The organism is Streptomyces sp. NPDC029014 (assembly GCF_055564695.1).
The window spans coordinates 40329-66022 of sequence record NZ_JBVHVT010000051.1 but is presented as its reverse complement, the minus strand read 5'-3'; the positions used below and the strand labels follow the sequence as shown (position 1 = coordinate 66022).

Below are 25694 nucleotides of genomic sequence, written 5' to 3'. Positions count from 1 at the left end.
CGACCCCCTGAAAACTGACACCCCCCCCCCCCCCAACCCCCACCCCCCCCCCCCCCCCCCCGCGTTCGTGGCGCCGGCGGCAGTGTTCCGAGCGTGCTGCTCGCGGCACTGCAGCGCCCCGTCGCCGAGCGGGTGCTCAGCGACACCCCCACCGCGGCGGCCTGGCGCGCCAAGCCCTGCTGGGCCCTGGTGACCGGCGCCGACCAGGAGCTTTCCCCGCCGATCCAGCACTTCACGGCGAGACGCGCCGGCGCGACGGTCCTGGAGCTGCCCGACGCCTCCCACGCCGTGGCCGTCTACCGGCCCACACAGGTCGCCGAACTCATCCACGACGTGACCAGGTCGGGCTCCGCGGGGCCGGTGAAGTCCCCGCACGAGGGAGCGACCCCGCGCGGGCGATGACCCTCGACCGTGTCTCCCGCCCGTCGCGACCTCAGGAGCACAGCACGTGCACCAAGGAGTCCAGGGCGGTGTTGTCGAGCGCGGTGCGGTGGGCGAGTTTGTTGCGGGACGCCCAGAGGGTACGCAGCCGGTCGGCCTCCGGCTGGCTGAGCCGGACGTGGCCCTGCAGGTGAGCGCGCCACATCGCACCGAGTTCCATTTCGGCCCGTCGGCCGTAGCGAGCGGCCAGTTCGGTTCCGGGGAGGCGCGACCGGACCCCGATCACCTCGGTGAACTGCTCACGGGCCTCGTCGAGCAGGGGCAACAGCGCGTGGTTCTGTGCCAGCCAGATACGGGTCCGCACGCTGTGCTCGTGTTCGGCCCCGCCCGCGGGGCGGCGGCGCAGCCGCCCGTCCCACGTGTCGAGCGTGCCACGGTTCCATTCGGGACGCAGGGAGGCGTTCGGATGGAGCGGGGCTGCGGTCGGCTCCGTCGTCCGCGGGCCGGGCAGGGGGATCCGGTCGGGCGACGGTCCGGCCGTGAGCCGGTGCAACTGCGCGGGAAGGCCGTCCGGTAGTCCGTCCCACTCGACCGCCAGCCGCGCTGCCAGATCGAGGAAGGGCCCGCACACTTCGACCACGGTGGCCTGCGCCACCGCTTCGAGGAGCTGGTGCCGGGCGGCCGGACCGGTCGGGCGGGGTCGGGCCATGGCGACCACGGTGGCGGTGTCGAGGCGGCCGAGGGCACCCCACCACCAGTGCACGCCGACGTCTTCGCGTGCGATCTGCTCCGGCAGTTCCACGGGCAGCTCCGTTGCCGTGGCCAGCACCAACAGCCGCGGGCGCCGTCCCGGGGGCAGGCCGGCCGCCTTGACCGTGGCGGACAGCCGACGCAGCAGGTCTGTGGCAGCGGTCGGGGCGGGTTCCTGCCAACCGCGCACCACGATCACCCGGGTCGCGTCGGGGCTGCCCGGAGCGGTGGTGGTGAGGCGTTCGAGGAGTCCCTCGATCCCGGTGTGCCCCCGGTCGTCGGCGGAGGCCGGGTCGCCGAGTTCCTTGACGATCCGGTCAGCCAGGGAGTGGAAGGCGGGTTCCTCCCGGCGGACGTCCGGCGCCGAGGCCGCGCGGGCCTGCGGAACCGCCGCGTACCTCGTCCGTACGGCCGAGAAGGCGGAGAGCCCGTCGTCGTAGTCGAGGATCGGGTCCATGTCGCCCCACGGGTCCGAGGTCACGGGAGGCGGTGGGGCCGGGACGGGGTGTCCGGGTGCCGTACCGTCGCCGGGTGGGGGAACGAGGACGAAGTCCGCCAGTTCGTGGAGCAGCTCGTCCAGCAGGGCCTCGACATCGGCCGGTGCACCGGTCAACTGGGCCTGTGGGAAAAGGCAGAGGCAGCTCCTTCCCGACCGCAGGTCTCCCAGCAGCCGGCGCATCCACAACCGCACTCCGGGCAGCGTGGTCACCGGGGTCCCGGAGGGCGCGTGCGACACGGGAGTCACGACGGTTCCGACAGGACCTGGAGCGCCCGGAAGGTGATCCGGTCCAGCGAGCAGCCCTCCGGCCCGTCGTCCAGCACACCGTGGTCGAGCAGTCGGCCCACGAGCGAGCCGACTTCCTCGATCCGCAGCCCGGTGACCGACGCGATGTCGGCGTAGGCGCATCCCTCGCCCGGCTCCACGTACTGGCTCCACTCGGTCAGCACTCCTGTCAGACGGGCGTCGAGCCCGACCCGCTCCAGGTGCACGCGGGCGAAGTCGCGCTGCCTGATGAAGTCCCGGGCGTCCTCCAGGGCCGCTTCGAGAGTGGAGCCCTCCCGGGCGATGCGGTGCACGGTCCGCTCCAGCAGGTGGGGCCAGCCACCGGTGAGTTCGATGACCCGCCGCCGCTTGTCCGGGGTGTCGAACGGACACTCCGGCCACGCGCGGAGACTGTCCGCGGTCCACCGTTCGGGACGCACCACACTGGTGATGAGTTCGTCCTTCTGGCCGAGCGCGGCCGGGTCCACCAGCAGGACGGCCGTCCGATGGGGCACTCCGCCCTCCGGCAGGGAGGTATGGGCGTGCAGGGCCGTCGCCCAGTCGGCGACCTCGGCGGACCCGAGACCCCGGACATCGGCCAGGATCAGGGACGGTCGGCCGTCCGTGTCCTTCGTCAGCGCCTGGGGCGGGGCACCGGCGGGCGCCTCGCGGAATTCCAGTCCGCGCGCGGTGGAATACGACTTCACCGCCCGCTTCACGAGCGCCGGCCCATGAGCCTCGGTCAGGCACACCGCGGCCACGCCGGGCGCCGTCACCAGGTGCAACTGGTGCTCCGTGAGCGGACTGTAGCGGGCGATGCCCTCGCGGTCCGGCCCGACGAAGCGCCTGGAGAAGCGCGGGTTGTAGTCGTAGGGAAGGTCGAACTCGGTCTGGCGCAGTTCGAGTTCGAGGTCCTCGCGAGTGCCCAGCATGCTGACGACGTTCGGACTGCGGACGGCGTACAGACGGGCGTCGGCCAGCTGGATGAGCAGGCCCAGGCCCACCATCTCGTCCAGGTAGATCCTCACGTCGCTCGCGGTGAGCGAACTGAACCCCTCGCGCCAGCGCTCCTTGGCCGCCCTCAGGAGCTCGTCGGCGTCGTAACCGTAGCGGTAGCGGTCCTCCTGGCTGCGCAGGGCGATCACCAGCGCGAGGACCCGGTAGCGGTCCTCGAGGTTGATGGTGATCCGCAGCCGCTCGGCGATGTGGCGGTGGACCTGTGCGGATCCGGTCACGGACCGGACGTCGTCGTCGGTGACCGTGATCGGCCACTGCGCGGAGGCGAGCGACTTCCCGCGCAGGGCCGCGACGAGCCGTTCGCAGAAGATCTGGACCAGGCAGGCCTGGTAGTTCGTCGCGGCGAGCACCCGCCAGACCAGCTCGGGCCGGTCGAAGCGGTACCCGAAGGCCGCCATCGGCTCGACGACCAGGCGCTGTGCCTCGGCCGGCTTCAACGTGCTGATCAGGACATCCGGACCGCCGTGCGTCAGGGGCACGTTGGACAGGTGGCTGAAGCGCTGGACCTGGTGCAGGCCCGCGAACACGATCTTGAAGCGACGGTCGGTGCGGTCCATCAACCCCTTGAGCCGCAGCACGTTGGAGAAGGTGGCCTCCCCGCCCCGCCCGCGTACGGCCTTGGAGTCCGCGGTCAGGAAGGCGTCGGCCTCGTCGGCGAGCACCAGCACCCGCCTGTCGTGACTCTCCTCCAGCCACTTCTCCACCTTGGCGAGCATCACGTCCGGGGTGTGGGCGGAATCCGCCGACCCGCCCAGGACGCCCACCCGCTTCAGCTCGTCCTCCAGTACCGCCCAGATGCGTTCGGCCGGCTCGGCCTCGCCCACTCCACGCGCCTTGAGGTCGACGTAGATGGCCTTGCGGCCGGGGACGCCCGGAAAGGACGCCTGTACCTTGCGCAGGAGGGCGGACTTGCCCAACTGGCGTCCGCCGTACAGGAACAGCGCGCCGAGCGGGTCCGTGACGGCGGCGATCTCCTCCTGCCGGCCGTAGAAGACCTCCGGCGGCACGAGCCCGGCCACGAAGGGCGTGTACGGGTTGTACGCCGTCCAGGGCAGGGTGACCCGTTGCGTGGCCCGGAAGGAGCGCGGCGAGCGCGCCGCCACCCAGCCGAACACGGCGGGGTCCACCACCAGCGCCTGCTGGGAGGAGGCGGTGCGCGCGCGGGCCGCCATCTCCCGGCGCCCGTTCAGGCCCAGCGGATACAGGTAGAGGATCAGGCAGGCCCCGGAGTCGCTGCTGTCCAGCAGTTCCAGCGGGCTGCGGCCGCGCTGTTCGTCGGAGACCACGAGGATCGTGTACGAGGACGCGGCCGACCCCAGGGCCGCCACGTAACCGGGAGCCGTCTCGCTCGCCCGGGCCCGGGCGGTGAGCCGCAGTACCCCGCGCACCTCGCGCTGCTGGTCCCGGACGGGCGTCTGCAGGCATTCCAGCCCCAGCACGCGCAGGACCGACGGGATGTGCCGCTGCCACTCCGAGCCCCGGGTGGCGGGGCGGCACAGGGCGTCCCACGACTCCAGCCCGCTTCGCGCGCCCTCGGTGAGGGGCTCCCCGTCCAGGTAGGAGTTGGCCCAGGGACGGGCGGAGTACCCCTGGTTCCCGGCCTTGCGCACCACGGACAGCTCGATGCCGTCGGTGAAACGCTCCAGCTCCGCCCCCGAGTCCGTGGTGCTCCAGTCGGGGAGGGGTTTGCCCTCGCGCAGCAGTGCCAGACACTCCTCGGCGGTGACCGTGTCCCGTGCGTCGAGCAGCGAGGTGAGGCGTCGCAGTTCCTCGGGCAGGGGGTTCAACGCGGCCAGGCTCTCGTGGAGGCGCGCCACGTACTCCTGCACCTTCGCCCGCATCTCGCCCTCCAGGACGGCGATGCCGGCGCAGGCCCGGCCGAACGCGCCCTCCGGTGCGGGCCGGCGCAGCTCTTCGAGGCGGCCGACGAGTTCCCGCTCCGTCTGCATGTCGAGCTGCTGGGTGCGCAGTTCGGCGAGGAGGGCGCTCGCTGCGGCGTGGGCCTTGCGGTGGACGCTGATCCAGCGCGCCCATTCGGGATCGCGCATCTGCCGCCAGTCGCGCGGCACGGCGTCGAGGCCCGCGGGGAGGGCGGGGACGAGGTCCTGTTCCAGCGCCGAGACCAGGGCGTCGGCGAGGTGCAGGTCACCCCGTTCGAGGTACTTGCGGAGCACCGCGCGCGCGTCGACCGGCTCCAGGAGCGCGAGCACCGCTTCGCGGAAGCCCTCTTCGTCGGGCCGGGGCGCCCCTTCGGCCGACCGGGGGAGTTCCGGCGCGGCGAGCAGGGCCTCCGTCCGGGGCTGGTCCGCCGTGCGTACGGCGTCGGGGTCACGGGCCGGGACGGCGGTGCCGGACGACCGGTCGCCCTCCAGCAGCCACGTGCGCAGCCGCAGCAGGGCGGCCCCTTCGACGCCCGGCGGGGGCGTTGCGTGGCGTACCTGGTCCAGTGCGTGGCGGAGGCCGGTGGCGCTGTCCGCGCGCTCGTCGACGGCGGGGGCGGCCAGCGCCCGGGCGCGGGACAACAGATCGGACACCTGCTCGATGCTGCGCAGCAGAGCCCGCTTGGCAGCGGCCTCGATGGGCTCCTTCGCCTGCTTCGGCGTGCGGATCTCGGCGTCCGCCTCCTCGATCATGCGTTCCGCGGAGCCGCGCTTGCGGAAGAGCTCCCAGACCTGGTCGAGGTCGGCGGCCTCGGCCGCACCGGCCGCCCAGGCGCTGATTCCGTCCAAGGCCTTCCCCAGGGGCTGGTCCGAGCCGATCAGACGGGTCCTGACCTGGGTCGCACGGGTGTAGCCGATGCGCTGGCGCCGCAAGGCGTCCCGCAGCTCGGCAGCCTCGGAGGAGAGCTGGTCCGCGGTGAGTCCCGTCATGTCGTCGGTGGTCAGGCGGGTCGCGCTGAGGTCGAGCCGGTGGTAGCGGCGCAGGGCGTCGACGGCCCGCTCGAGGAGCTTGCCCCAGTTCCCGGGCACGGTGGAGGAGAGGTCCGTCTGGATCAGGAGGTCGTTGGGCCATCCCGCCAGCAGACCGGCCCGCAGCGAGGCCACGGCGGCGAGCACCAGGGCGGGCCGGTCGGCCTGGAGCAGCTGGATCTCCGGGTCGAAGCCGGTCATGACGGCCACGGCCTCTCCCTCGTCGCCGCAGGAGAAGGCGGCCTCGGCGAAGGCGAGGCAGTCGGCGCGGTGCGGGGGCTCCGCCGAGCCGACCGTCGTCCAGTAGGCCTCCTGGAACCGGCCCTGACCGATCAGCCGGGCCACCGCCGCCTCGCCGGTACCGGGTGCCGTCGGCGGTTTCCAGGGCAGGAAGTACGGCCTCGCTCCGGCAACCGGATCGAGGTCCGGGTCTGCCGTGTCCGTCGTGGTGCCGGAGGCTTCCGCGCCGGTGCGTGCCGGCTCCGGGGCCGCGGGCGGGACGGGCGCGGCTGCCGTGGCCGGTTCGTCCTCCAGGGACCGGGCCGTGACCGGCCCTGAACCCGAGACCGCTTCGGGCTCCGGTTCCGGCTCCGGTTCCGGCTCCGGCTCCGGCCGCGAGTCGGAGGCCGAGCCCGAGTCCGAGTCCGAGCCCGAGGGCGCGATCGACACCGCGGCGAGGGCGGCCTCGACGGCCGGTTCCGGGACCACGTCAGGCAGGTGGTCCTGCCCTGCGGCGGGACCCGGATCCGGTTCCGCTGTCGGCCCGGATTCCCCGCCGACATCGACGGACCGGACCGGTTCGGGCAGGGCGTCGTCCGGCGTCGGGGCGGTACGGGCCCCCGCCGCCACGAGCTCGCTGATGCGCGCCTCCAGCACGGTCAGTGACTGCTGGAGCGGTATGCGGTGCGGCGCGTCGGACGCGGTCCTGTCCAGCAGGACGCGGAGTTCCTCGCGGTCCGCTTCCAGCCTGCGCAGCTCCTCGGTGCGCTGTGCCGCGGTGTCCCGTAGCTCCTGCACGATCGCGTCGAGCTCGGCGAATCCAGCTTCGCCGCACCACTCCCGGCCGTCGACGGCGAGCCCGTCCGCGATCCGGGACCGAGCCTGCCGCCACTCCTCCAACTGCCCGGAGAGGTGCACGGAGAGCTGGTCCGGAACGGCCCGTCCCGCTCGGACCAGCCCAAGGGCCTCCTCCAACACCCGGCCCAGTGCCGTCGACCGCTCGCTCAGCGCATGCCGCGACGCGAGCAACTGCTCCTCGGTGATCCCCACGGTCAACGGGTCGTCCTCTTCTCCTCGTACGGCACCCGTCCCTACGGATGCCTCGCCGGCGTCGGATCCGTCCTCGGCTTCGTCGGCCGGACTGCACGGTCCGTCGCCCCGTTCGCACATGCACGGCGTCCCGGCGGTCGAGGCGGCCGCCCACAGGTCGTCCCAGTGGTCCCCGACCGATCCGCCGTCGGCGACGGGGGTCTGGGCGAGGCCGTACAGGGTGATCTGGGCGAGCACGGGAGGGACTTCTCGGAGCATCTGCCTCAGCTGCTCCGCGGCGGGCGCCGACGACTGCTCCACCGGACGGTGTCCGTAACACCGCTCCAAGCGGAACATCGTCCAGCCCGCCGCGTAGTGCGCGATCGTCGCGAGGCTGCCCGCGCTGGTGCGGCTCAGCCACGTACGGGCCGCCAGGACCTCGCGGCGCCGCAGGCGCGGCGCCGGCCCCTTCGCGGCGATCCCCGGTATGTGCGTCAACATGCCGGGGACCGTGAGCAGTTCCCGAAGTGCGCGGTCGTCCAGTCCGGTCAGCCAGGCGCGGAGCCCGTCCCCCGTGGTGTGCATGGACGGATCTTGTCAGAAGCGCGCGCGGCTGCATGCGGTTTCCGGAAGATCCGGCAGCTGCCTCGACAGAGGCGGTATCCAGGACGAACGGGGTTCAGTGTTCGCAGAGTGAGAATTCTCGTTCGTAGAGCTGCTCGTTGTGTTCGTCGACGAAGAACTTACGTTCCTGCATGAGTTGTTCGCGGTAGTGCCGTGCCTGTGCGAGCGTCATGGTCGAGGTGTCCGACCACGGCTGCTGCGGCGGCACATCGGATGTCGAGGTGATCGTTTTCGACGGGTCTACCGGGAAGAACGCGAGGATCTTGCGATGTCCCGGGCGGGTGGGGTCCGTGAGGCGGAACGAGCCGACGCGGTGTTGCAGGACGTTCGGGAACGCCAGGCAGCGGCCCGCCGGGGTCGATGTCGATCCCAGTACCTGGTTCAGTGCGTCTTCGTCCTCCAGGCCGTAGACCTCACGCACACCGTTGTGGTCGTTCTGTTCGTAGTTCGGGTCGTCGAGTGCCGCCCGGAAACTCAGCCGGCTCTCGGTGATGTTCTCGCTGTCCCAGTAGTAGATGCCGGTCGAGACGATCCGCTCGTTCAGCATCCCCTCGACGTGCCAGGAACCGCCCGGGTACTCGGGCTTGTCCGGGGTGAGGTGGATCGTGGCGAGCTTGACGATGACCTGGAGGCGGCTGCCGCGCAAGTCGACCCGGGCGGCTACGTCGGGCAACTCGGGCGGGGTGAAGGCCGGGGCGTCCGGGACGACCGGGCGGCGGTTCTCCCACCAGTCTTCGTGCGCCAGTTCCCACGCACGACGGGCTTCTGCGTAGGCCTCGTCATCACCGTAGCAGGACGTGTTCGGGTATTCCGGCTCCGAGTCGTACCACCCGTAGGGATCGGCCTCGATCCGCAGGGGCCGCGGATGGCGCAGGTCGGTGAGCACGTTTTCCCACAGCGGGCGCAGGCGGGCGAACACATCCGGGAGGACCGAGGCCAGTTCGTGATGGATGTCGGGGTGGACGTTGTTGACGTACGAACGGAAGGCGACCTCGCCGTCGTCGCTGACGTCGACGTCCGTGGGCAGCCACTGGAACTTCTCCGAGAACTCGTGCCTCGAATAGCGGTCCGTCGGGTTCTGCCAAGCCTGCTCGGGCGCGCCACTCGCCTCTCTCACCAGGCAGAACAGAGAGGGGTGAACCAGACCTTCGCCAAGCTCTACCGCGCGAAGTTCCCCAAAGCCGTCGCAAAGATCACCAGCGACCAGGACGTGCTGCTGGAGTTCTGCGACTACCCGGCCGAGCACTGGATCCACCTGCGGACCACCAGCCCCATCGAGTCGACCTTCGCCACCGTTCGACTCCGCACCAAGGTCACCAAGGGCGCCGGATCCCGTGCCGCCGGACTCGCCATGGTGTTCAAGCTGATCGAGTCCGCACAGGCCCGCTGGCGGGCCGTCAACGGCGCTCACCTCGTCCCACTCGTCCGGGCCGGAGCCCGCTTCGAACGCGGCCAACTCGTCGAGCGCCCCGAGACCCGCGCGGCATGAGCCACCTCGGCCGATCCGCAGAACGCGAGTGGATCTCAGGCATCCCTGCACCGTATGTGCAGATGACCGTCGAGAGGGAAGGAGGGCAGCGCCGCGGGCAGAAGGCTGTCGAACTCGTACCGGCTCTTCTGCGCAACCCGGCACGAAGCGGAGTTGTCCACCTGATGCAGGAGTTCCAGACGCTTCAGCCAGCCGGCCCCGAGCGTGTCGAAGGCCCAGCCAGTGAGGGCCTCCAGAGCGCGAGGCGCCACACCGCGTCCGCGAGCATGCGCCGCGGTCCAATAGCCCACCTCAGCCGAGGGTTTGCCGGAGGCGACTCCCTTGAGGACCACATTGCCGACCAACTGCCCATGGGTTGAATCGGGTTGCGCTTCAAGGACCGCGAAGCCGAACCGGTCGCCCACCGCCCATCCCCGCTGCTGGGCCCACACCCACCGCACTGCGTCGGCGTCGTTCTCCACGGAAGAGCTTGTCCAGTGGCGCAAGGCTGGATCCTGGCATGCCTCGACCAGCGCGGGAACGTCCTGCATGCACCAGGGGCGAATAACGAGGGCGGGAGCGGACGGCGTGGCATCCGCACGCAGTACGGCGGTGTCAGTCACCGGCCGATCGTACGCGTCGGCGTCTGGCCCCGGCGCAGACGGTTCCGGGCCCACTACCGCTGCGTCCGAACGCGCAGGGCCTCGACGGACCAGTCGAGCACTCGCACCAGGCTCTCCGGAGCAGGCCAGCTGTTGATCACTGCGAGTAACTGGAAGTACCGTTCCCTGCGCGGGTCGTTCACACCCTCCAGTCGGAGCAGCAGCCGACGGCGAAGCTCGGCGTCGTCAGGGCGGCCGCAGATGTGCGCGTAGTGATCCGCAAGCGCCGCGACGATCGGATCGGCCTGATGGGAGGCCGGGTCGATGCCCGCCGCCAGGGCCGGGGCGACCAGGTCACGGACAGCTGCGGCGAAGTCGCGGCGCGGGCCCGTGGTGTCGCCCTGTGCTCGTTCGGCCGCCAGGTCCTCGGCCATTCGTCGCACGCCGGCACGGAAGTCCGGGTCCAGGGCCAGCTCGGCCCACTCCACCCATGCTCGGGCCTGCTCCGCCTCGGGAGTATCCGGCAGTTCGGGGGTCATCGAGCGCATGACCCCTGCGAATGCGGGGTCGGCGCCGAGACCGTCGAAGACAGTGTCGAGGAAATCGCCGATGAGATCTCGGCGTTCGTCCTCGGAAAGCTGGGCAAGCTGGTGCATGAGATCGGTCTCCTCGGGAGTGAGCCCACGCTCGGCCACGACTGTCAGCACCGCGTGCCGCAGACGCAGGATGCGAATCTGCACCGCGAGTGCCTCGGCATGCGCCGCGGCGACCTCAGGGAGCGAGAGCTCCCGATCGACGATCTTGCGGATCGTGGGAAGGTCTAGCCCCAGTGTCCGCAGGGTCCGCACGAGGTCCAAGCGCGCGACGGCGTCGATGTTGTACAAGCGGTAGCCGGCCGGGCTGCGGTCCGTCGGCGTCACGATTCCGCGATCGGAGTAGAACCGAATGGTCTTGATCGTGAGACCGGTCCGCCGAGCCAGCTCGCCGATCGAGTAAAGCGTGTCGCCGTCCATGCCCATACCTTGGTGTCTCCCCCTACGGGAGACTCAAGCCCCCTCGCCTGCCGACGGCCAGCCCCCTCGTACACAGGTCTTGACTATTTCCTCACTTGCGCAGTCCGGCGGCCTCAGGAAGCCGCTCCCGGCGCCGGCGGCCGAGCCGGAACACCGGCACGCCCGGATGCGCCAAGGTGAGTTGGCCCGTATCGGGTGTGCGGTGTCCGGGTGTGCCGGGGTGCGGCCGGATGCGGGAGGCGGGGCTGCCACCTTGAGATCATTCTCCGGGCTGACGTCCAGTCGCGTCGGGCCGGTCGAGAAGTTCGCTCAGGGGTACGTCGGGGTCGGCGAGCCGTCTCGGATCGACCGGTTTGCCTGAGGTCACGAGGGCGCGGACATCGTCGGTGACGTCCCAGACGTTGACGTTCATGCCGGCCAGTACCCGGCCCTCGGCGAGCCAGAAGGCGATGAATTCGCGGGTGTCGGTCCGGCCCCGGAAGACGACCTGGTCGTGACCGCCGGGTTCGACGTAGCCGCTGTACTCCATGCCCAGGTCGTACTGGTCCGTGAAGAAGTACGGGAGGCGGTCGTACGTCACGTCCTGGCCCAGCATCGCCTTGGCTGCGACCTGGGGCTGGTTGAGGGCGTTGGCCCAGTGCTCGATGCGGATGTGCTGACCGAGCAAGGGGTGGAAGGCGTTCGCGACGTCCCCGGCGGCGTAGATGTCCGGGTGGGAGGTGCGCAGGTGGGCGTCGACGCGGATGCCGTTGTCGACGTCGAGGCCGGCGGCTGTGGCGAGTTGGGTGTTGGGGGTGACGCCGACGCCGACGATGACCGCGTCGGCGTCGATGCGGCTCCCGTCGGTCAGCAGCACGCCGTTGGCGCGGCCGTCAGCCCCGGTGATCTCAGCGACCTGCACACCGAAGCGCAGGTCGACTCCGTGATCGGTGTGCAGGTCGGCGAAGATCTGGGCCACTTCGCGGCCCAGCGCGCGGAGCAAGGGCAGTTCCGCCGTCGCCAGGACGGTGACCTCCGCGCCGGCTGCGCGGGCGGCGGCCGCGGTCTCCAGGCCGATCCAGCCGGCCCCGATCACCGCGATGCGGGATGCGGACTCGAATGCCTTCTTGATGCGGTCGCTGTCGGTGAGCCGGCGCAGGTAGTGGACCCCGTCGAGGTCGGCTCCGGGAACCGGCAGGCGGCGCGGGGAGGAGCCGGTGGTAAGCAGCAGCTTCGCGTAGCCGATGCGGCTGCCGTCGGCGAGCGCCGCCTCGTGTCCGGCCGGGTCGATCGCGGTGACGGTGGCGCCCAGGCGCAGGTCGACGTCGTGCTCGGTGTACCACTGGGAGGGATGGACGTAGACCGTCTCACGCTCGTCCTTGCCCAGCAGGTAGCCCTTGGACAGCGGCGGCCGTTCGTAGGGGCGCTCGCTCTCCTGTCCGAGCAGCACGACCGGGCCGACGAAACCCTCTTCCCGGAGTGTCTGTGCTGCCGTCGCGCCAGCCAGGCCGGCCCCGACGATCACGAATCCTGCGTTCGCGGCCATGATCTCTCCTCTGCTGCGTCGGCTCTGTCCGCAGACCAGCGGGTCCGCCCGGCGAGCCCGGTCCCCGTCGGTGTCGCATCTGGCCGGCCCATCGTCGTCGATGGGCTGCGCTGCGGGTGGTCAAGGCGGTACCGGGCGTGTCTGCCGTCTGGCGGTCGGCAGGCGGCTGCGACCGCATCAGGCTGCGGCGTGCTCGGTGTGCAGTCCGGCCTTCAGTTGCGTGTCCTTCGAGACCTGTCAGTGCGGCTGCCGCTCGCCGTGGTAGTGCTGGGCGAGCCGGGCGAGGGCGACTGCACCGAGCAGGAGGCCGAAGTCGCGCAGCGCCACGTCGTAGTACCCGGGGATGGTCAGCAGGTTGACGATGATGCCGGCGAGCCATCCGGCGACCAGCCAGCCACCGAACCGCGGGGCGATGGCGACGGCGAGACCCGCAATGATCTCGATGACGCCGACGGCGTACATGGTTGCCTGGGCGCTGCCCGGGACGATGTCGTTGATCCAGGGCGCGAGGTAGGTGGGCCAGTCGACGAGCAGGTTGGCGAACTTGTCCAGCCCGAACAGGATCGGTGCCACGGTGAACCCGGTGCGCAGGATGACGAATGCCTGGTAACCGGGGTCACTGAAGGCGGCCCGCCGGGGGGTGACGGGCGTGGGGGTTGTGGGTGCGGACGACATGGCGGCCGCCTCCCTTCTATCGACAAGTTTCACTAGCAATAGAAGCGCGGAAATCTTCTTTCGTCAATGGCCTTGGGTTTTACACTGGTGTTCATGGACCACCCGCAAGAGGCGCACCGCCCCGACGTCTCAGCCGTCGCCGCTCTCGACGAGCCGAACCGCAGGAGGCTGTACGACCACGTCGTGCGCCAGCCGGGACCGGTCAGCCGCGACGAAGCAGCCGAGGCCGTCGGCCTTCCCCGGAAGACCGCGGCCTTCCACCTGGACCGCTTGGCCGACGAATCGCTCCTCGACGTCGTCTACGAACGCCGCAGTGGCCGCACCGGTCCCGGCGCCGGCCGCCCCGCGAAGCTCTACAAGCGCTCCACCAAGCAGGTCACCGTCAGCCTGCCCGAGCGTCACTACGAACTCGCCGGCCGGCTGCTCGCCCGGGCGCTGGAGGAATCCGAAGCCACCGGCGAACCGGTCCGCACCGTCCTGCACCGCAAAGCCCACGAACTGGGCACGCGGCTCGCAGGGCCGGACCAGACGAGTGTGTTCGCCCTGCTGGAAGACAACGGCTTCGAACCCCGCCGTGACGGTGACGCCATCGTCCTCGGCAACTGCCCCTTCCATGCGCTCGCTCGCGAACACACCCAGACCGTGTGCGGAATGAACCTCCACCTGCTCCGTGGCGTGCTCGAGGGACTGGACGAAGGCGGACTCCAGGCATGCCTGGCGCCCAGCCCCGGCCACTGCTGCGTCCGCCTGGAGCCGGCTTCCTCCCCGTCCACCACCGCGCGCCCGTCCTGAGGCGTACACCACCCCGCCGTCCGCAGTTCCGAGCCGCCCCTGTCGTCGACGGTCCCTGGACGCGAGGCCGCACCTGTTGCTCAGAACAGACCGAGCTTCTTGGGGGAGTAGCTGATCAGGAGGTTCTTCGTCTGCTGGTGGTACAGCAGCTGCATGCACTCTGACCTGGGAAAAGGGCAGCTGGCGCGGACCGTTGGCGAGAGCTGGTCCGGAAATGGCCCGGATCTTGACCCGGGCGGGGAAGGGGGGAGAGGCGGGACGTTCTGGGAGTGATCGGCACTGGACTGGCCGTCAGTCGGGAGCCGCAGCTCGGATTGGTCCGCCGCTGGACCGCCAACCCTCCTCGTGCGGGTGCTCCGCAACTCTCATTCTCGGCCGGCTCATACGGTTCCTCCCCGGGCCGCAGGAGCCGGCTGATCGCACCGAGGGCGAGGCTCGAGTCCTGGACCGTTCGAGGACGCGGTCGTGGACGGTCGAAGAGCACGTCAGCCCACCTGGAGACCGACCGCCAGCGTCAGTTCGAGAACCCGCTGCGGCGACCCGAGATCCGGAAACAGCTCTCGCACCTGCGACATCCGGTACCGGACGGTCTGGGGGTGGACGAACAGCGCCGCCGCCACCTCGTCCCGCCTGCCCTGGTGCAGCAGCCACGCCCGCAGCGTCTCCTCGAGCCGCCGCGCGGTCGTGGCCGGCAGGGTCCGCAACGGTGCGAGGGCTCGGGCACGCAGGTCGGCGAAGGCGTCCGCGTCGGCGCTCAGTACCAGCTCGGGCAGGTGGTCCTCGGTGTCGCGGATGTCGGAGGAGAGGGAGCGCGCGCGTACGGCTCGTGCGTACGAGGCGGACGCACGCGTCCACGGCCGGGCCGGGCCGACCACGGCGGTGCGGTCGGGCAGCTGCCTCAGGAGATGTGCTCGGTCGGCATCGGGGACGAGCAGCACGCCGGAGGCGTCCGGTAGATCGTCGAGGACGAGGGTGCCCGGGTCGAGCGCGCGGTAGGCCGGCCGGGCCTGGGCGGCGGGCAGCAGGACTGCGGTCAGCGAAACCGGCGGCTGCCACCCGGCCCGCCCGGCAGCGGCAAGGAGCACGTCCGGGCCCGCGCCGGAGAGGAGGTCGCGGGCCAGCTGTTCCAGGTGGCGCTCGTGGGCCCGGCCCCGCGCGGCCAGTTCGTCGGCGTGGCCCGCGGCACTCGCGGCGGAGAGCTCGTCGATGTAGGCGAAGGTCAGCTCGGCGAACTTGGCGACCTGGGCGGCGGGCAGACCTGCGGGTACGGCACCTGCGGCCAGGCCCCGCCAGGCCACGCGGGCGCCGACCCGGTATGCGCTGAGCAGGGCGTCCATCGAACGGCCGTCGCGGACCTCGCCACGGCCCAGCTCGTAGGCCGCGGCGCCGGCGTCGCCGCCCGTGGCCTTCCCGCTCGCGAGGTCGAGGTAGAGGCCCAGGGCGGTGCGGACGGCTCGGCGGATGGTGGCGCCCATGCGGCCCGAAAGGGCGTTGGCGTAGGGCGGGACCTCGTCGATGATCGCCTGGACGACCTCGTCGGCGGTGGTCCTCAGCGCGGCCCGAAGCGCGGTGACCGTCGTCTCATCCAGGACCAGTTCGCTGGCCCTCCGGACTGCATGACTCACGTTTTTGTTCCCTGCGAACAATCCAGCCGATCAGATTCACGTCCTACGGACAGGACTTTACCCCCTGAAGCACATCAAGCTGGGGCCATGACGAGTGCAGCCCTCCGCAGTAGGGCGTGGAAACTGCTGGAGATGGTCACGACGCCGCTGCTGCCGTCGGACTACCTCGACCTGGTCAGCCCGCTGCGTGCGGGCGGCGACCTGCGGGGGCGCATCGAGGCCGTGCATCCCGAGACGGGTGACGCCGCGACCATCGTGATCAGGCCGGGACGGGGCTGGCGCGGCCACACGGCCGGTCAGTACGTGCGGATCGGGGTCGATGTCGACGGGGTGCGCCTGTGGCGTGCCTACTCGCTCACCTCGCCGACGAACCGCCGGGACGGCCGGATCACGATCACCGTGAAGGCGATCCCGGACGGCAAGGTCAGCAACCACCTGGTCCGCAGGGCGCAACCGGGCACGCTGATCCAGCTCGACCAGGCGACCGGCGACTTCGTGCTGCCGGAGGCCAAGCCCGCCAAGGTGCTCTACGTGACGGCCGGCAGCGGCATCACGCCGGTGATGGGCATGCTGCGCGACATCGAGTTCGACGACGTCGTCATGGTCCACTCCGCACCGCAGCCGCACGACGTGATCTTCCGCGACGACCTGCACGATCTGGTCGCGGCCAAGAAGCTGCGTCTCACCGAGCTGCACACCGACACGGACGGCATGCTCGACATCGCCCGTCTGGGCGAAATCGTCCCCGACTGGGCGGAGCGCGAGACCTGGGCGTGCGGGCCCGCGGGCCTGCTCGACGCCGCCGAGGACCACTGGACCGAGCACGGCGTCGCGGAGCGCCTGCACACCGAACGCTTCCGCCCCGGCGTCGTCGCCGTCGGCGACGGCGGCGAGGTCACGTTCGGCACCACCGGCAAGACCGTCGACGCGGACGGCGCCACGCCGCTGCTGGACGTCGGCGAGGGGGCCGGCGTGCTCATGCCGTCCGGGTGCCGCATGGGCATCTGCTTCGGCTGCGTCACGCCGCTCACGGCGGGCGCCGTCCGCGACCTGCGCACCGGCGAGATCACCGAGGCCGGGCCGGGCGTCCTCATCCAGACCTGCGTGTCCGCCGCGGCGGGCCCCTGCGACATCGAACGGTAGGACCACCTTGACCGCCATCGACCCCACCGCCCACCTGACCGCGGAGCAGATCGAGGAGCTCGGCCGCGAGCTTGACGCGATCCGCGACGAGGTGATCGCAGGCCGCGGTGAGAAGGACGCCGCCTACATCCGCAAGGTCATCTCGGCGCAGCGCAAGCTCGAGCTGGCCAGCAGGGGCGTCCTGCTGTTCTCGTTCTTCCCGCCCGCGTGGCTGATCGGCACCGCCGGCCTGTCCGTGGCGAAGATCATGGAGAACATGGAGATCGGCCACAACGTCCTGCACGGCCAGTGGGACTGGATGCGGGACCCGAAGATCCACTCCACCACCTGGGACTGGGACCACGTTTCGCCGGCCGAGCAGTGGAAGCACTCGCACAACGAGCTGCACCACAGGTACACCAACGTGATCGGCAAGGACAACGACCTCGGCTACGGCATCATGCGCGTCGACGAGGACCAGAAGTGGCACCCGTTCCACCTCGGCCAGCCGCTGTGGAACTTCATCAACGCCTGCTTCTTCGAGTACGGCATCGCCGCGTACGACCTGGAACTCGGCAAGAACCTGAACAAGCGCCGCCGCAAGAACCCGGAGTTCCGCGCGCGGGCGAGGGCCGTGGGCCGCAAGATCCGCAAGCAGGTGCTCAAGGACTACGTGATCCACCCGCTCCTTTCGGGCCCGTCGTTCCTCACCACGCTCGCCGCCACGTTCACCGCGAACCTGGTCCGCAACCTCTGGTCCCACTCGGTGATCATGTGCGGGCACTTCCCCGAGGGCGTGCAGGTCTTCGAGCGCCGGTCGATCGAGGGCGAGACGCGCGGCCAGTGGTACCTGCGCCAGATGATGGGCTCGGCGAACATCAGCGGCAGCAAGGCCATGCACTTCATGACCGGCAACCTGTCGCACCAGATCGAGCACCACCTGTTCCCGGACCTGCCGAGCAACCGGTACGCCGAGGTCGCGGTGAAGGTGCGCGCGTTGTTCGAGAAGTACGAGCTGGAGTACGTCACCGGGCCGCTGCCCAAGCAGGTGTTCTCCGCCTGGCGCAAGGTCTTCCGGCTCTCGCTGCCGAACAAGAAGCCCAAGGTCACGACGCCGGACCGCGAGCGGGAGCTCGTCGCGGCCTGACTCCCGGTGCTGGTTCGGGCCATTCGGCCGAGGAACTGCTTGACGGGGGTCCGCGACTGGTCCGGGAGCGGTGCTCGAAACAACCCGAATCTCACCGCGGCACCTCACGCTCACTATCGCGGGCCGAAGGGTGACCCTCGAGCACGACGACGGCACCGTGATTGCCCGCGCCAATGCGACGGCATCAGGTCGGTGGCGGCAGGTAGCGCGCGATCGTGGCAGCGTGCTCGTGCTGTACGGCTACGGTCTAACCCTCAGCGACCCGGCCGCCCATGGGCAACTCATGACCCAACGGCAGTCCGCCGACAGCCTTCGCGTACTACCCGCGCTCGGCGGAAAGGGCGACGCAGGTGAGTTCTCGGCAATTTGCGGGCAAGCAGATGAAAGCGGCGACAGCCGTGGCTTGCCCGCTCGGTGACCAGGATGGCTTTGTTCACGAGACGCTCTCGTGAACAAAGCTCCTGGGGCGGTGGGTCAGAGACCCGGCTCGGGTGTCCACAGCAGCTTAGGGCGGCCCCGGACCAGGGGCCTCCCCGCCGAACCTCCGTCGAACGGACGACTTGACGCAAACGGAGAATGCCCAGGGTTTCGATCTGATGACCCGGAGTGACCTCAACCGGCAATGGACTTCACGCCTCTAGAAGAACCCAAGCTTCTTGGGCGAGTAGCTACAAAGAATGTTCTTCGTCTGCTGGTAGTGCTCCAGCATCATCTTGTGGGTTTCGCGGCCTATGCCGGACTGCTTGTAGCCGCCGAAGGCGGCGTGGGCCGGGTAGGCGTGGTAGCAGTTCGTCCAGACGCGGCCCGCCTGGATCGCGCGGCCCGCGCGGTACGCCGTGTTGATGTCGCGGGTCCACACCCCCGCGCCCAGGCCGTACGCGGTGTCGTTCGCGATGCGGATGGCGTCCTCGAAGTCCTGGAACGAGGTCACGGACACCACCGGGCCGAAGATCTCCTCCTGGAAGATCCGCATCCGGTTGTCGCCCTCGAAGATCGTCGGCTGGACGTAGTAGCCGCCGGCCAGGTCGCCGCCGTGGTCGATGCGCTCGCCGCCGGTCAGGACCTTCGCGCCCTCGCGCTGGCCGATCTCCACGTACGACAGGATCTTCCGCAGCTGCTCCTCCGAGGCCTGCGCACCGATCATCGTGTCCGTGTCCAGGGGGTGCCCCGGCACGATCAGCTCGGTGCGGGCGACCGCCGCGTCGAGGAAGTCCCCGTACCGGCCGCGCTCGATCAGCGCCCGTGACGGGCTCGTGCACACCTCGCCCTGGTTGAGGGCGAACATGGCGAACCCCTCCAGGGCCTTGTCGCGCAGGTCGTCGTCGACCGTCCAGATGTCGTCGAAGAAGATGTTCGGGCTCTTGCCGCCGAGTTCGAGGGTGACGGGCTTGAGGTGCTCCGCCGCGTACTGCATGATCAGCCGGCCCGTGGAGGTCTCCCCGGTGAACGCGATCTTCGCGACCCGCGGGCTGGACGCCAGCGGCTTGCCCGCCTCCTCGCCGAAGCCGTTGACGATGTTCACCACACCCGGCGGCAGAAGGTCGGCCACCAGGCCCCACCAGTAGTGCACCGAGGCCGGCGTCTGCTCGGCCGGCTTCAGCACCACCGTGTTGCCCGCCGCGAGGGCCGGTGCCAGCTTCCACACCGCCATCAGGAGCGGGAAGTTCCACGGGATGATCTGCCCCACCACGCCGAGGGGCTCGTGGAAGTGGTAGGCGACGGTGTCCTCGTCGAGCTGGCTGAGCGCGCCCTCCTGGGCGCGCAGAGCGCCCGCGAAGTAGCGGAACTGGTCGATGGCGAGGGGCAGGTCGGCGGCGAGGGTCTCGCGGATCGGCTTGCCGTTCTCCCAGGTCTCCGCGACGGCCAGGGCCTCCAGGTGCTCCTCCGTCCGGTCCGCCATGCGCAGCAGGACGGCGGCCCGCTCGGCCGCCGAGGCGCGTCCCCACGCGGGCGCGGCCGCGTGCGCCGCGTCGAGGGCGCGCTCCACGTCCTCGGCCGTTCCGCGCGCCACCTCGGTGAAGGTCTCGCCGTTGACGGGGGAGGGGTTGGCGAAGTACTGGCCGCGGACGGGTTCGACGTACTCGCCGCCGATGAAGTGGTCGTACCGGGACGCGTACGACATCAGCGCGCCCTCGGTGCCGGGTGCAGCGTAACGGGCCATGGTGTCCTCCCTCGCCGGGCGCGGGCCGCCGTCGGCCGGCGCTCGGCAGGAGACTAGGAGCGCGCAGGTTGCGGATACGTTGCACGGCGGTGCGCCGGCCGCGGCCGTACGGTGCCGAGTTCGCCGTCCAGGGACCGTACGCGGGCCAGCGCCACCGGGCGGTCCCCGGGGGGCAGGGCCGCGGCGAGCGCCCGCCACACCTCCGGGTCGTCGGCGCCCCACGGCGTGCACACCCAGTCGGTCAGCAGCCCCACGTCCGCCCGGGCGATCACGGCGGCCCGCGCCTGCTCCTCGATGCGGCGGCGTAGCCGGACGATGCCGGGCGAGGTGGAGGCGGGGAGGAGGGGGCCGGCGTAGTGCTGGAGGGCCGCCGAGACGGCGCCGGCGGCGAGGTGGCGGGTGACGGTGGTGAAGTCGGCCCGCAGCGGAGCGGCCGTGCGGTAGGGGCGGGAGAGCGGGGCGCGGGAGCCCAGCAGGCCGCGCAGCCGTGCCATCTCGGCGCGTAACGTCACGGGTGACACGGATTCGTCCTCGTAGAGCTCGACCGCCAGCTCCTCGCCGGTCAGCCCGTCGGGGTGGTGCGCGAGCAGGGCCATGATCTCGCTGTGCCGCCGTCCCAGCCGGGTCCGTGTCCCGTCGGCGCCGGTCAGCAGGGCCTCGTCCCGGCCGAGAGCCCCGAGGGTGTCCGTGCAGGCCGCGGGCGCCGGGTCCAGCAGGGCCAGCTGGGACTCGGCCGCGCGGGCCACCGCCTGTACGAAGGCGAGCGAGTGGGGGTGGGCCAGCCCGTCGCCGCCGGTGATGTCCACCGCGCCCAGGACCCGGCCGGTACGGGGGTCGCGCACCGGGGCCGCGGCGCAGGTCCAGGCGTGGACCCGCCGGCTGAAGTGCTCGGCCCCGAGGACCTGCACCGGCCGGCCGAGTGCGACCGCCGTCCCGGGTGCGTTGGTGCCCATCGCCGTCTCGGACCACCGGGCGCCCGGGACGAAGCCGAGGCGCTCCGCGCGGCGCAGGGTGGCCGGTTCGCCCTCCACCCACAGCAGGCTGCCGCTGGCGTCGCACACGGCCAGCAGGTGCGACCCGTGCGCCGCGAAGGCCCCGACCAGGTCCCGGAAGAGCGGCAACACCCGGGCCAGCGGATGCTGCGCCCGGTACGGCCGCAGCTCCGCCTCCGGCAGTTCCACTTCGGGCGCGCAGTCCGGGCTGACGCGGGCCCGGGCGCAGCGCAACCAGGACCTCGCGATCACCGTCCGGACCGGGCCCTCGACGCGCCCGTGCCGGGTGAACGCGGTGTGCGCCCTGCGCAGTACCCGCCGGTGCTCGGCTGGGTCGGCTCCGGCAGGCAGTGCCGGCGGCGGCTCGTCCATGTCACCCTCCCGCGGGTTCCGGAGCTCCCGCGGCCCCGGAAAGCGCCCCATCGTCGCCGCGGGGCGGGCCCGCGGCAAGACCGCGCCCGGCCACTCCACCGCCGAAACGCGGCCACTCGTGGGCGCGGGTCACGGGGGCGCGGGCCGGGGTCCGCGCGGGGGCCGATCCGGGCGGGCCCCGGCGGGAACGCGTCGCCGCCGTGGCGCGTTGAGGCAGGTGACGGGGTAGTGAAGGTAGTGAGGCGACGACGGGTGGAGGTGCCCTGATGTCCAAGCGTGCGGGTGTCGCAGTTGCCGGAGTCGTGGCAGCCATCGTGGTGTGGAGCCTGGTCGGGTTCTGGGCCGGGCTGCTGGTTCTGATCGGTGTCCCGACGGCGGCCTATCTGCTGCTGGACCCCTCCCAGCGCCGCCGCCTGCGGGGCATATCCAGGAAGCAGCTCGGCCGCTGAGCGCCGCGGGGAGCTTCCCGGCCGGACCACCGTACGGCCCGTCCGGCCCGCCTCCCGAGCGGGTCCGGCCGGCTCAGTAGTAGTCCCGCATCAGCTCGGTGGCCCACACGGGCTGGCTGACGCCGCCGCGCGGCCCGAACTCGGCCATGTACGGCTTCAGGTCCAGGACGGGCGTTCCGTCCACCGCGTCGAGACCCTCCACGTGCACGTCCAAGCCGTCCACGCACACCAGACGGCACCGGGAGACGCCCAGGCGGTTCGGCCGGTTCTTGCCGCGCTGGGCGAAGATGCCGACCAGCGGCCAGTCGGGGTTGCCGCGGGGCCGCCGGGCGCCGGTCTCGACCTTCTCCGCCGGGACCCGGTCGAAGTGGTACACGACCTCGACGTGCGAGAAGGACTCCAGTCCGTACAGCGCTTCCGGGCCGAACCGGCCGGCGTCCAGGCGGATCACCGCCCTCTCCCGCCCCCAGTCGTCGTCGGCCACCTCTGCACGGCCGCCCACGACCACGCCCACCGGCTCGGACTCCACCACCATGCCGTTCTCCTCGTTCCCGCTCGTTCTCCGTCGGTAGGTCAGGTTGCCGGGCGGCCGGGTCGGGGTCCGGGTCCGGTGCCGGTGCCGGCTGCGTGTCAGGCCGGGCGTACGGCGATGCGGTCCAGCGCGGCCAGCAGCTCCGGCAGCGCCGGGATTTCCGTGAGTTGCCGTTCCCCGCCCGGCGGCACCGGGAGGACCTCGCTCGGCTCGTCGTCCAGCAGGACGAAGGCCGCGCCGTCGGTGCGGGCCACCAGGGACCAGCCGGGCCCGTCCACCCGGAGCGTCCGCGCGCCCTCGCCGGCGAAGGAGGACCGCACCCGTCCGGGCGGCGGCGCCGTCCGCGTGTACTCCAGAGCCTCCCGCAGCGCCCGCGCGAGCCCAGGGTGGGCGGCAGCCGCCGCCCCTCCGTCGGCCGCGGCCCGGTCCTGCCAGTCGGCCCACTCCCGGGCGATCTGGTCCGCGCCCATCCGCCGCTGCACCGGCCCCCAGGCGTCGGCCGACGGAGGGGCCAGCGGCACCCGCCCGGTGCCGTCCGCGCCCTGCTCCGGGTCGTGCGGGTCCGGGATCCCGGAGGCGGCCACCGACAGGTCGAGCGGCCAGCCCGCCAGCGAGACCACGATCGTCCGCTCGTCGGGGGACAGGTCGTACTGCATGCCGCAGTCCCAGGAGGCGATCGCGGCGGCGACGAGCGAGACGTCGTCCACGACGACCGTCCAGCGCGCGCCCTCCTCGTCCTGCCCGAGCACCAACCCGTACCCGTCCGGGGCCGGGGGCACGCCCAGCAGTGCGCAGGCCTCGGGGAAGTCGTCGCCCAGCACGCTCGGGAACTGGGCGGGGGTCAGCAGCACGGCGGTCAGCACGTAGAGCGAACCGCCCTCCTCCTCATCGGACACCTGGCCTCCCGGTCGCTCGCTCGTCGGCGCACCCTAACCAGCCGGTAACCCCCGCGTCGAGAGCCCGCGGGCGGCGATTTCCAAGCCCGCTACCTGCACGTAGAGTTGGCCACCCGCCACAGAAAGGGACACCCCGGTGCAGCGTTACGACCGGCTGAGGGAGATCCTCGGTCTGGACCCGGACAAGGATTTCCTCACCATCTACCGGCTCACCGCCACGTACGAGTTCCCCTGGGACTTCACCCGCGCCCTGGAGCTCGCCCTCTTCCGGACCTACGCCGTGCCCAGCATCGGCCGGCTCCTGGCCGAGACCGCCGAGTTCACGGACCGCCCGCAGAAGCGCTACGACGACACCGCGCTGCTCCTCGACGCGGTCGTGGAGCACGGCTTCGAGAGCGACACCGCGCGCACCGCGATCCGCCGCATCAACCAGATGCACCGCAGCTACGACATCTCGAACGAGGACATGCGCTACGTCCTGTGCACGTTCGTGGTGATCCCGGTGCGCTGGATGGACGACTACGGCTGGCGCCCGATGACCCACCACGAGCGCCGCGCCTCCGCGAACTACTACGCCACCCTCGGCCGGCACCTGGGCATCAAGGACGTCCCGGGCTCCTACGACGAGTTCGAGGAGACCCTGAACGCCTACGAACAGACCCATTTCGGATGGGACGAGGGCGGCCGCAAGGTCGCCGACTCCACCCTGGACCTGATGGCCTCCTGGTACCCGGGTCCGCTGGCCCCCGTCCTGCGCGGGGCGAGCCTCGCCCTGCTGGACCAGCCGCTGCTCGACGCCTTCCGGTACGGGCGCCCCCGCCCGCAGGTCCAGCGGCTCGTCCGCGGCGCCCTGCGGCTGCGCGGCCGCGCCGTCCGGCTGCTGCCGCCGCGCAAGGCCCCGCACTACGCGCGCCAGAACCCGGAGATCAAGGGCTACCGGAACGGCTACGACGTGGGCGAGCTCGGCACCTTCCCGGTGCCCGGCCTGGGCGGATGCCCCGTCCCGCACCCGCGCCGGCCGGCCGGGGCCGAGGCCCAGCCTCCGGCCTGATCAGCCGCCCCGCACTGCGAGGGCCAGGAAGCACGCCTCCTCGTCGGTGTACGAGAGCAGCTTCCAGCCCGAACCGGCCAGCAGCGGGCCGAGGTTGTGCTCGGCCCGCAGGTCGCCCGGTGTCAACGTGCGGCCTTGCCGGGCCGCCAGGGCCGCCCGCCCGATCGGGTGAAACAGTGCGAGCCCGCCCCCGGGCCGGACGACGCGGGCCAGCTCGCGCAGGTTCGCCGCCGGGTCCGGGAGGTGTGCGACCAGCCCGGAGGCGAACACCGCATCGAGCGCCCCGTCGCGCAGCGGCAGCCGGGCCACGTCCGAGAGCAGCAGGGCACCGTCGGCGTCCCGCCCGGCCCGCCGCGCGGCGGCCAGCATCTGCGGGGTGATGTCGGCGCCGAGTACGGTGCCGGACGGTCCGACGGCCGCCCGCAGCGGGGTCAGCGCCCGTCCGGTCCCGCAGCCGGCGTCGAGGACGCGGTCGCCGGGCCGCAGCCCGAAGTCGGCCACGGCCCGGGCGAAGGCGGGCTCGTCGTCCGGGAACTTCTCGTCCCAGCCTGCCGCGCGCGTCCCGAAGAACTCCTGCACGTGTGTGACGTCCGTGTGTGTCGAGCGGTCTTCCGTCATGGGCACATGGTCCCCCATGGCCCGCCCGTGCGGACCGCGGGCAAGGTGGCACGAGCCCTGATCGGAGATGAACGTAGCTCTGTCATATTCCAGCAGTTCCAATGGCTTTCGAAATGCGTCCCTTGTTCGTGCCCTCACCCGGACTAGCGTCCGGGGGCCATGGGACACCTCGACCATGCGGCGTACGGCTGGCTGACGCCCGTACTGTCATATGTGATGGCATCCGTCGGCGCCGCCCTGGGGCTGCGCTGCACCGTCCGCGCGCTCACCGCGACCGGCTCCTCCCGCCGCAACTGGCTCCTGACCGCGGCCTCGGCCATCGGCACCGGCATCTGGACCATGCACTTCGTCGCGATGCTCGGCTTCCACGTGACCGGAACGGAGATCCACTACGACGTTCCGCTCACCGTCCTCAGCCTGGTCGTGGCCGTCGCGGTCGTCGGGTGCGGCGTCTTCGCGGTCGGGTACGGCAGGCGGAGCATCCGGTCCCTGCTCCTCGGGGGCCTGACCACCGGGCTGGGCGTCGCCAGCATGCACTACCTGGGCATGGCCGCCCTGCGGCTGCACGGCAGGATCTCGTACGACCCGCTCACCGTCGGACTGTCGGTGGCGGTCGCCGTCGTCGCGGCCACCGCAGCGCTGTGGGCCGCCCTCAACATCGAATCGCCGGCTGCCGTGGCCGTCGCCTCGCTCGTCATGGGCGCCGCCGTCAGCAGCATGCACTACACCGGGATGCTGGCCGTCGCCGTCCGCGTCACCCCCTCGGACCAGCACCTCACGGGCGCCACCGCCCTGCAGTTCGTCTTCCCGCTCGCCGTCGGGCTCGGCTCCTACCTCTTCCTCACCTCGGCGTTCGTCGCGCTGTCGCCGACCACCGACGACCGGGCCGCCGCCTCCGGGCCGGGCGCAACCGCCGCGACCGCCCACTGAACCCCTGCTCCTCACCCCCTCCGCACGCCAGC

At 71.5% G+C, this 25694-nt stretch carries 19 protein-coding genes and 3 pseudogenes; 9 read left to right on the top strand and 13 right to left on the bottom strand.

Going from position 1 to position 25694, the window contains the following annotated elements:
• Positions 1-69: 69 nt before the first annotated feature.
• Positions 70-402, top strand: a pseudogene (locus ACZ4VL_RS26085) (alpha/beta hydrolase); the annotation flags it as partial.
• Between the two features lie 31 nt (positions 403-433).
• Here ACZ4VL_RS26085 and ACZ4VL_RS26080 read toward each other — a convergent pair.
• The 3 genes and pseudogenes from ACZ4VL_RS26080 to ACZ4VL_RS26070 form a co-directional block, all read right to left on the bottom strand.
• On the bottom strand, positions 434-1744 hold the full coding sequence (locus tag ACZ4VL_RS26080; RefSeq protein WP_468204427.1) for a hypothetical protein: 1311 nt from the start codon (positions 1742-1744) through the stop codon (positions 434-436).
• A gap of 128 nt (positions 1745-1872) precedes the next feature.
• Positions 1873-7653, bottom strand: coding sequence for a hypothetical protein (locus ACZ4VL_RS26075; protein WP_468204425.1), 5781 nt, complete (start codon positions 7651-7653; stop codon positions 1873-1875).
• A gap of 94 nt (positions 7654-7747) precedes the next feature.
• Positions 7748-8836: pseudogene (locus ACZ4VL_RS26070) on the bottom strand (DUF4246 family protein); the annotation flags it as partial.
• Between ACZ4VL_RS26070 and ACZ4VL_RS26065 the strand changes: the two are divergent.
• Positions 8834-9181, top strand: a pseudogene (locus ACZ4VL_RS26065) (transposase); the annotation flags it as partial. The pseudogenes ACZ4VL_RS26070 and ACZ4VL_RS26065 overlap by 3 nt on opposite strands.
• Before the next feature lie 35 nt (positions 9182-9216).
• Here the strand turns inward: ACZ4VL_RS26065 and ACZ4VL_RS26060 are convergent.
• From ACZ4VL_RS26060 to ACZ4VL_RS26045, 4 genes are all read right to left on the bottom strand, one after another.
• Positions 9217-9783 carry a GNAT family N-acetyltransferase gene (locus tag ACZ4VL_RS26060; protein ID WP_468204423.1) on the bottom strand — a complete coding sequence of 189 codons (567 nt, stop codon included), beginning with the start codon at positions 9781-9783 and terminating at the stop codon, positions 9217-9219.
• Positions 9784-9836: 53 nt separating this feature from the next.
• Positions 9837-10775: a MerR family transcriptional regulator gene (locus ACZ4VL_RS26055; RefSeq protein ID WP_468204422.1), complete on the bottom strand. Its 939-nt coding sequence runs from the start codon at positions 10773-10775 to the stop codon at positions 9837-9839.
• Positions 10776-11034: 259 nt separating this feature from the next.
• Positions 11035-12300 carry an NAD(P)/FAD-dependent oxidoreductase gene (locus ACZ4VL_RS26050; RefSeq protein WP_468204420.1) on the bottom strand — a complete coding sequence of 422 codons (1266 nt, stop codon included), beginning with the start codon at positions 12298-12300 and terminating at the stop codon, positions 11035-11037.
• Positions 12301-12537: 237 nt separating this feature from the next.
• Entirely contained in the window at positions 12538-12975 is a 438-nt protein-coding gene (locus tag ACZ4VL_RS26045) for a hypothetical protein (protein WP_468204418.1), read from the bottom strand.
• An 87-nt stretch (positions 12976-13062) separates the two neighbouring features.
• On the opposite strand from ACZ4VL_RS26045, the gene ACZ4VL_RS26040 reads away from it, so the two are divergent.
• Complete coding sequence (locus tag ACZ4VL_RS26040; protein ID WP_468204441.1) at positions 13063-13767, top strand: helix-turn-helix transcriptional regulator; 705 nt, start codon at positions 13063-13065, stop codon at positions 13765-13767.
• A gap of 485 nt (positions 13768-14252) precedes the next feature.
• Here ACZ4VL_RS26040 and ACZ4VL_RS26035 read toward each other — a convergent pair whose 3' ends face one another.
• Positions 14253-15392, bottom strand: coding sequence for a PucR family transcriptional regulator (locus tag ACZ4VL_RS26035; RefSeq protein ID WP_468204416.1), 1140 nt, complete (start codon positions 15390-15392; stop codon positions 14253-14255).
• Between the two features lie 87 nt (positions 15393-15479).
• On the opposite strand from ACZ4VL_RS26035, the gene ACZ4VL_RS26030 reads away from it, so the two are divergent.
• The 3 genes from ACZ4VL_RS26030 (at position 15480) to ACZ4VL_RS26020 (ending at position 18079) form a co-directional block, all read left to right on the top strand.
• The gene (locus tag ACZ4VL_RS26030) at positions 15480-16535 is read left to right on the top strand and encodes a ferredoxin reductase (RefSeq protein ID WP_468204414.1); all 1056 of its coding nucleotides are present in this window, start codon (positions 15480-15482) and stop codon (positions 16533-16535) included.
• A 7-nt stretch (positions 16536-16542) separates the two neighbouring features.
• The gene (locus ACZ4VL_RS26025) at positions 16543-17661 is read left to right on the top strand and encodes a fatty acid desaturase family protein (RefSeq protein ID WP_468204412.1); all 1119 of its coding nucleotides are present in this window, start codon (positions 16543-16545) and stop codon (positions 17659-17661) included.
• A gap of 130 nt (positions 17662-17791) precedes the next feature.
• Complete coding sequence (locus tag ACZ4VL_RS26020) at positions 17792-18079, top strand: hypothetical protein (protein ID WP_468204410.1); 288 nt, start codon at positions 17792-17794, stop codon at positions 18077-18079.
• A 219-nt stretch (positions 18080-18298) separates the two neighbouring features.
• On the opposite strand, the gene exaC is transcribed toward ACZ4VL_RS26020, so the two are convergent.
• Together exaC and ACZ4VL_RS26010 are read right to left on the bottom strand one after the other, a co-directional pair.
• Positions 18299-19822 carry an acetaldehyde dehydrogenase ExaC gene (gene exaC, locus ACZ4VL_RS26015; protein ID WP_468204408.1) on the bottom strand — a complete coding sequence of 508 codons (1524 nt, stop codon included), beginning with the start codon at positions 19820-19822 and terminating at the stop codon, positions 18299-18301.
• A 53-nt stretch (positions 19823-19875) separates the two neighbouring features.
• A complete protein-coding gene (locus ACZ4VL_RS26010; protein ID WP_468204406.1) occupies positions 19876-21186 on the bottom strand; it encodes a GAF domain-containing protein in 1311 nt (436 codons plus the stop codon).
• A 266-nt stretch (positions 21187-21452) separates the two neighbouring features.
• Here ACZ4VL_RS26010 and ACZ4VL_RS26005 point away from each other — a divergent pair, with 266 nt between their 5' ends.
• Positions 21453-21635, top strand: coding sequence for a hypothetical protein (locus tag ACZ4VL_RS26005; protein WP_468204404.1), 183 nt, complete (start codon positions 21453-21455; stop codon positions 21633-21635).
• A gap of 73 nt (positions 21636-21708) precedes the next feature.
• Here ACZ4VL_RS26005 and ACZ4VL_RS26000 read toward each other — a convergent pair whose 3' ends face one another.
• Positions 21709-22170, bottom strand: coding sequence for an SAM-dependent methyltransferase (locus ACZ4VL_RS26000; RefSeq protein WP_468204403.1), 462 nt, complete (start codon positions 22168-22170; stop codon positions 21709-21711).
• A 95-nt stretch (positions 22171-22265) separates the two neighbouring features.
• The gene (locus tag ACZ4VL_RS25995) at positions 22266-23063 is read right to left on the bottom strand and encodes a hypothetical protein (RefSeq protein WP_468204401.1); all 798 of its coding nucleotides are present in this window, start codon (positions 23061-23063) and stop codon (positions 22266-22268) included.
• 136 nt (positions 23064-23199) lie between these two features.
• Here ACZ4VL_RS25995 and ACZ4VL_RS25990 point away from each other — a divergent pair, with 136 nt between their 5' ends.
• Positions 23200-24114, top strand: coding sequence for an oxygenase MpaB family protein (locus ACZ4VL_RS25990; protein ID WP_468204397.1), 915 nt, complete (start codon positions 23200-23202; stop codon positions 24112-24114).
• Here the strand turns inward: ACZ4VL_RS25990 and ACZ4VL_RS25985 are convergent, their stop codons facing one another.
• Positions 24115-24732: a class I SAM-dependent methyltransferase gene (locus ACZ4VL_RS25985; RefSeq protein WP_468204393.1), complete on the bottom strand. Its 618-nt coding sequence runs from the start codon at positions 24730-24732 to the stop codon at positions 24115-24117.
• 159 nt (positions 24733-24891) lie between these two features.
• Here ACZ4VL_RS25985 and ACZ4VL_RS25980 point away from each other — a divergent pair, with 159 nt between their 5' ends.
• Complete coding sequence (locus ACZ4VL_RS25980) at positions 24892-25662, top strand: MHYT domain-containing protein (protein WP_468204390.1); 771 nt, start codon at positions 24892-24894, stop codon at positions 25660-25662.
• The last annotated feature ends 32 nt before the right edge of the window (positions 25663-25694 follow it).

Excerpts from the sequence above, each read along its gene's own strand:
- ACZ4VL_RS26055 (WP_468204422.1), bottom strand. The coding sequence starts at position 10,775 with ATGGACGGCGACACGCTTTACTCGATCGGCGAGCTGGCTCGGCGGACC.
- ACZ4VL_RS25980 (WP_468204390.1), top strand. The coding sequence starts at position 24,892 with ATGGGACACCTCGACCATGCGGCGTACGGCTGGCTGACGCCCGTACTG.
- exaC (WP_468204408.1), bottom strand. The coding sequence starts at position 19,822 with ATGGCCCGTTACGCTGCACCCGGCACCGAGGGCGCGCTGATGTCGTAC.
- ACZ4VL_RS26050 (WP_468204420.1), bottom strand. The coding sequence starts at position 12,300 with ATGGCCGCGAACGCAGGATTCGTGATCGTCGGGGCCGGCCTGGCTGGC.
- ACZ4VL_RS25985 (WP_468204393.1), bottom strand. The coding sequence starts at position 24,732 with ATGACGGAAGACCGCTCGACACACACGGACGTCACACACGTGCAGGAG.
- ACZ4VL_RS26000 (WP_468204403.1), bottom strand. The coding sequence starts at position 22,170 with ATGGTGGTGGAGTCCGAGCCGGTGGGCGTGGTCGTGGGCGGCCGTGCA.
- ACZ4VL_RS26005 (WP_468204404.1), top strand. The coding sequence starts at position 21,453 with ATGTCCAAGCGTGCGGGTGTCGCAGTTGCCGGAGTCGTGGCAGCCATC.
- ACZ4VL_RS26045 (WP_468204418.1), bottom strand. The coding sequence starts at position 12,975 with ATGTCGTCCGCACCCACAACCCCCACGCCCGTCACCCCCCGGCGGGCC.
- ACZ4VL_RS26030 (WP_468204414.1), top strand. The coding sequence starts at position 15,480 with ATGACGAGTGCAGCCCTCCGCAGTAGGGCGTGGAAACTGCTGGAGATG.
- ACZ4VL_RS26010 (WP_468204406.1), bottom strand. The coding sequence starts at position 21,186 with ATGGACGAGCCGCCGCCGGCACTGCCTGCCGGAGCCGACCCAGCCGAG.
- ACZ4VL_RS26075 (WP_468204425.1), bottom strand. The coding sequence starts at position 7,653 with ATGCACACCACGGGGGACGGGCTCCGCGCCTGGCTGACCGGACTGGAC.